This is a genomic window from Actinocatenispora comari (assembly GCF_017312725.1).
Classification (GTDB): domain Bacteria; phylum Actinomycetota; class Actinomycetes; order Mycobacteriales; family Micromonosporaceae; genus Actinocatenispora; species Actinocatenispora comari.
In genome coordinates this window covers 1-3,723 of sequence record NZ_BOPO01000071.1, presented here as the reverse complement: position 1 = coordinate 3,723, position 3,723 = coordinate 1, and the positions used below count along the sequence as shown (strand labels likewise).

The following is a 3,723-nucleotide window of genomic DNA, read 5'->3' as shown; positions in this document are numbered from 1 at the left end:
CGCTCGCCGCGCCGCTGGTCGCCACCTGGCACAGCCGCCGCGCGCAGGCCCGGGTCGCGCCGCTGCGCGGTGCGCTGTCGGCCGGCGTGGTGGAAACCATCGAGGCGGCCGACGAACTGACCGCGCACGGCGCCGCCCGCACCGCACTGGACCGGCTGGACCAGCTGGACGCGGCGCTGACCCGGGCCGAGGCCCGCTCGGCGGTCGGGCACGGCATCGGCGCCGCAATCGCCACCGCCGCCGGCGGCGCCGCCGTGTGGGCCGGCCTGGCGTTGAGCGCCCCGGCCGTCGCCGGCGGCACCCTGACCGGCATCCTCGCCGCGGTCGTGGTGCTCACCCCGCTGGCCGTGCACGAGGCGTACGCGGCGCTGCCGGTCGCCGCCGCCCAGCTGCCGCGGCTGCGTTCCGCCGCCCGCCGGGTGTACGCGATCACCGACCGCCCCGACCCCGTCGCCGAACCGGCACACCCCGCCGCCGACCCGGACGGCCCGTACGACCTGCTGCTGCGCGGCGTGCACGCCGGCTGGCCGGGCGGCCCCGACGTGCTGCGCGGGCTGGACCTGCGGGTCCCGGCCGGCGCGCACATCGCGATCACCGGCCCGTCCGGTACCGGCAAGTCCACCCTGGCCGCGGTGCTGCTGCGGTTCCTGGACGCGCGCGGCGAGCTGCGGCTGGCCGGTACCGCGCTGGCGGAGCTGCCCGGCGACACGGTGCGCCGGCACATCGGGCTGTGCGCGCAGGACGTGCACCTGTTCGACACCACCATCGCGCAGAACCTGCGCATCGCCCGCCCGGATGCCGACGCGGACACGCTGCACGACGCGCTGGCCGCGGCGCGGCTGGACCGGTTCGTCGACAGCCTGCCCGACGGGCTCGACACGTTCGTCGGCGAACACGGCCGGCAGCTGTCCGGCGGGCAGCGGCAACGCCTCGCGCTGGCGCGGGCGCTGCTGGCCGACGTGGACGTGCTGATCTGCGACGAGGCCACCGAACACCTCGACGAGGACACCGCCGGTGCGCTGACCCGGCACATCCTGGCCGCGGCGGCCGGCCGTACCGTGGTCGTGCTCACCCACCGGCGCAGCGACCTGCACCTGTTCGACGCGGTGTACGAGCTGGTCGACGGCCGGCTGCGGCCCGACGGCGTGTCGGCTTCACCGCCACTGCCAGCGGCCCGTACTTTCGTCGTGTGACGCAACCACAGCGGTGTGGCTGGTGCGGGGGAGCGCTACCCGCCGCCGGCAAACTCGGCCGCCCCCGCCGCTACTGCGGCCAACCGTGCCGGCAACGCGCCTACGAGCAACGGCACATCACCTCCCGCGCCGGGCTCGACGACGACGCCGTCGTGGTCAGCGCCCGCGAACTGCAGGACCTGCAGGACCGGCTGTTCGCGCTGCGCTGCGCCGTGGAGGACGTGCAGACCGCGCTGGCCGAGGACGCCACCCGGCCCGAGCTCGCCGCCACCGTGCGCAACCTCACCGACTCGGTCGGCACCCTCGACCGCATCTGGGTCGCCGCCCGCCACGGCGCACCGGTCAGCCGGACGCCTCGATGATCCGGATGTCGCGGACCGCGGCGTCACCCAGCACCGTCAACGCGTGCTGGTAGGCCGGGCTGCGGTACGCCGCGACCGCGTCCTCGACGCTGTCGAACTCGATCAGCGTGGTGCGCTCGGCCACCCCTTCCTCGAACGCCGCGGCCGGCAGGCCACGGGCGAGGAACCGGCCGCCGTGCGCGAGCATCGCCGCCCCACCGAGCTCCGCGTACGCGGCCACCTGGTCGGGATCGCGAATCACCCGGAACGTGTTGATCCAGTACGCCTTCGGCACCCTGCCGCCCTTCCGCCGTGGTCCACCAGCCGCCGCACCATCGTGGCCCACCCCGGCCGCGGGGGACCGGGCGGGGCCGTGCCCGTCGTCGCGTCGGCTCCGGGCCCGGCGGCCGGGCGCCGGGTCACCCCCGGCCGGTGCCGGTGAGGCGGTAGGTCAGGTAGGCCAGCTGACCTACCTGCCGCACGCCGGCCAGCTGCAGCCTGTCCGCCGACAACGGCCCGGTCAACAGCGGCTTGCCGCCGCCCAGCACCACCGGTGCGACCCCGACCACCAGCTCGTCCAGCCGGCCGGCCGCGGCGAACGAGCTCGCCAGCCCGCCACCGCCGGCGACCCACACGTCGCGGCCGCCCGCCGCCGCCACCAGCTGGTCGTGCACCACCGACGCCGGGCCGTCGACGAACCGGACGTCGGCCCCCGGTATCACCGGCAGCCGCCGGTGCGTGCACACGAACACCGCCCGGCCGGCGTGCGCCTGCTGCCAGCGCTCCGGGTGGGACAGCAGGTCCGAGTCGCGCAACACGCTCTCGTAGGTGGCCGAACCCATCACCACCGCGCCGACCCCGGCGTCGAACCGGGCGAAGTCGGCCCCGTCGCCACGATCCAGCCGGTACAGCCAGTCCAGCTCGTCGTCGTCGGTGGCGACGAACCCGTCGAGACTGGCCCAGACGTAGTAGACGGTCCGCATCGCACGAGAATCGCACGCCGCCGCCGCGCTGTCTGCCCCGCCGGCGCGGCGGTTGGGCCGGGCTGGTCGCCGCCGGCACCGACCTGTGCGACGATGCCCAGCGTGACCAGCAGATCCACCACCAAGCGGCGGGCCGACCTCGCCCGGCTGCGGCGGGTGCGCGACCGCATCGACCGGGAGTACGCGCAGCCACTGGACGTCGAGGCGCTCGCCCGCGGCGTGGCCATGTCCGCCGGGCACCTCAGCCGCGAGTTCCGCGCCGCCTACGGCGAGTCGCCCTACTCGTACCTGATGACCCGGCGGATCGAGCGGGCGATGGCGCTGCTGCGCCGCGGCGACGTGAGCGTCACCGACGCCTGCTTCACCGTCGGCTGCTCGTCGCTGGGTACCTTCAGCACCCGGTTCACCGAACTGGTCGGCGTCGCCCCCAGCGTCTACCGCCGCCAGCACGCCGACGCCACCGAAGGCATGCCGTCGTGCGTGGCCACCCAGGTCACCCGGCCGGTCAGGAATCGAGAAGTACCGGCACCCGCACGCCGCTAGCGTGACCGGCATGGACATCACCATCGCCGAGGCGTTCCTGCCGCAGGACGACCCGGAGCAGGCGCTCGCGTTCTACCGCGACACGCTCGGCTTCGAGGTCCGCAACGACGTCGGCTACAACGGCCTGCACTGGATCACCGTCGGGCCACCCGGCCAACCCGGCACCTCGATCGTGCTGTACCCGCCGACCGCCACCCCCGGCCTCACCGACGAGGAACGCCGCACCGTGGAGGAGATGATGGCCAAGGGCACCTTCACGATGATCAACCTGGCCACCCCCGACCTGGACGGGCTGTTCGAACGGCTCGCCGCCGCCGACGTCGAGATCGTGCAGGAACCCATCGAGCAGCCGTACGGGCGGCGCGACTGCGCGGTCCGCGACCCGGCCGGCAACATGATCCGGATCAACGAACTGCGCTGAGCAGCAGCGGCGTCGACGCCCGCACCTCGACGCCGCGTCAGTGCGTCGAGGTCACACCCAGCCGGGCAAGCGCCGCGGCACCGCGCTCGGCGTGCTCGCCGCCGGCCAGCAGCAGGCTACGCGCCGCCTGGTACCGGCAGCCGGCCGCGGCCAGCCGGGCCGAGGTGGCGAGCACCCCCGCCCGGTCGCCGGCCAGCAGCGCCGCGGCGCGCGCCACGATCGCCTCGGCGACCGGGTTGCCC

Annotated in this window: 7 protein-coding genes; 4 read left to right on the top strand and 3 right to left on the bottom strand. The window is 75.4% G+C overall.

Going from position 1 to position 3,723, the window contains the following annotated elements; genetic code table 11:
• Together cydC and NUM_RS18930 are read left to right on the top strand one after the other, a co-directional pair.
• Positions 1-1,193, top strand: a 1,193-nt coding sequence (gene cydC / locus NUM_RS18935) for a thiol reductant ABC exporter subunit CydC (protein ID WP_207126221.1), incomplete at its 5' end; no start/stop codon positions are given.
• Entirely contained in the window at positions 1,190-1,555 is a 366-nt protein-coding gene (locus NUM_RS18930; protein ID WP_207126220.1) for a hypothetical protein, read from the top strand. The genes cydC and NUM_RS18930, both read left to right, overlap by 4 nt.
• Here the strand turns inward: NUM_RS18930 and NUM_RS18925 are convergent.
• Both NUM_RS18925 and NUM_RS18920 read right to left on the bottom strand, forming a co-directional pair.
• On the bottom strand, positions 1,536-1,829 hold the full coding sequence (locus tag NUM_RS18925) for a DUF1330 domain-containing protein (protein ID WP_207126219.1): 294 nt from the start codon (positions 1,827-1,829) through the stop codon (positions 1,536-1,538). The two genes, NUM_RS18930 and NUM_RS18925, sit on opposite strands and share 20 nt — an antisense overlap.
• A gap of 124 nt (positions 1,830-1,953) precedes the next feature.
• The gene (locus NUM_RS18920; RefSeq protein WP_207126218.1) at positions 1,954-2,517 is read right to left on the bottom strand and encodes a dihydrofolate reductase family protein; all 564 of its coding nucleotides are present in this window, start codon (positions 2,515-2,517) and stop codon (positions 1,954-1,956) included.
• A 102-nt stretch (positions 2,518-2,619) separates the two neighbouring features.
• Between NUM_RS18920 and NUM_RS18915 the strand changes: the two genes are divergently transcribed.
• Positions 2,620-3,060 carry a helix-turn-helix transcriptional regulator gene (locus NUM_RS18915; protein ID WP_225918690.1) on the top strand — a complete coding sequence of 147 codons (441 nt, stop codon included), beginning with the start codon at positions 2,620-2,622 and terminating at the stop codon, positions 3,058-3,060.
• A 10-nt stretch (positions 3,061-3,070) separates the two neighbouring features.
• Positions 3,071-3,481, top strand: a complete 411-nt coding sequence (locus NUM_RS18910; protein WP_207126216.1) for a VOC family protein — start codon at positions 3,071-3,073, stop codon at positions 3,479-3,481.
• A 37-nt stretch (positions 3,482-3,518) separates the two neighbouring features.
• Here the strand turns inward: NUM_RS18910 and NUM_RS18905 are convergent.
• A partial coding sequence (locus tag NUM_RS18905; RefSeq protein ID WP_207126215.1) for a hypothetical protein occupies positions 3,519-3,723 on the bottom strand: 205 nt, incomplete at its 5' end.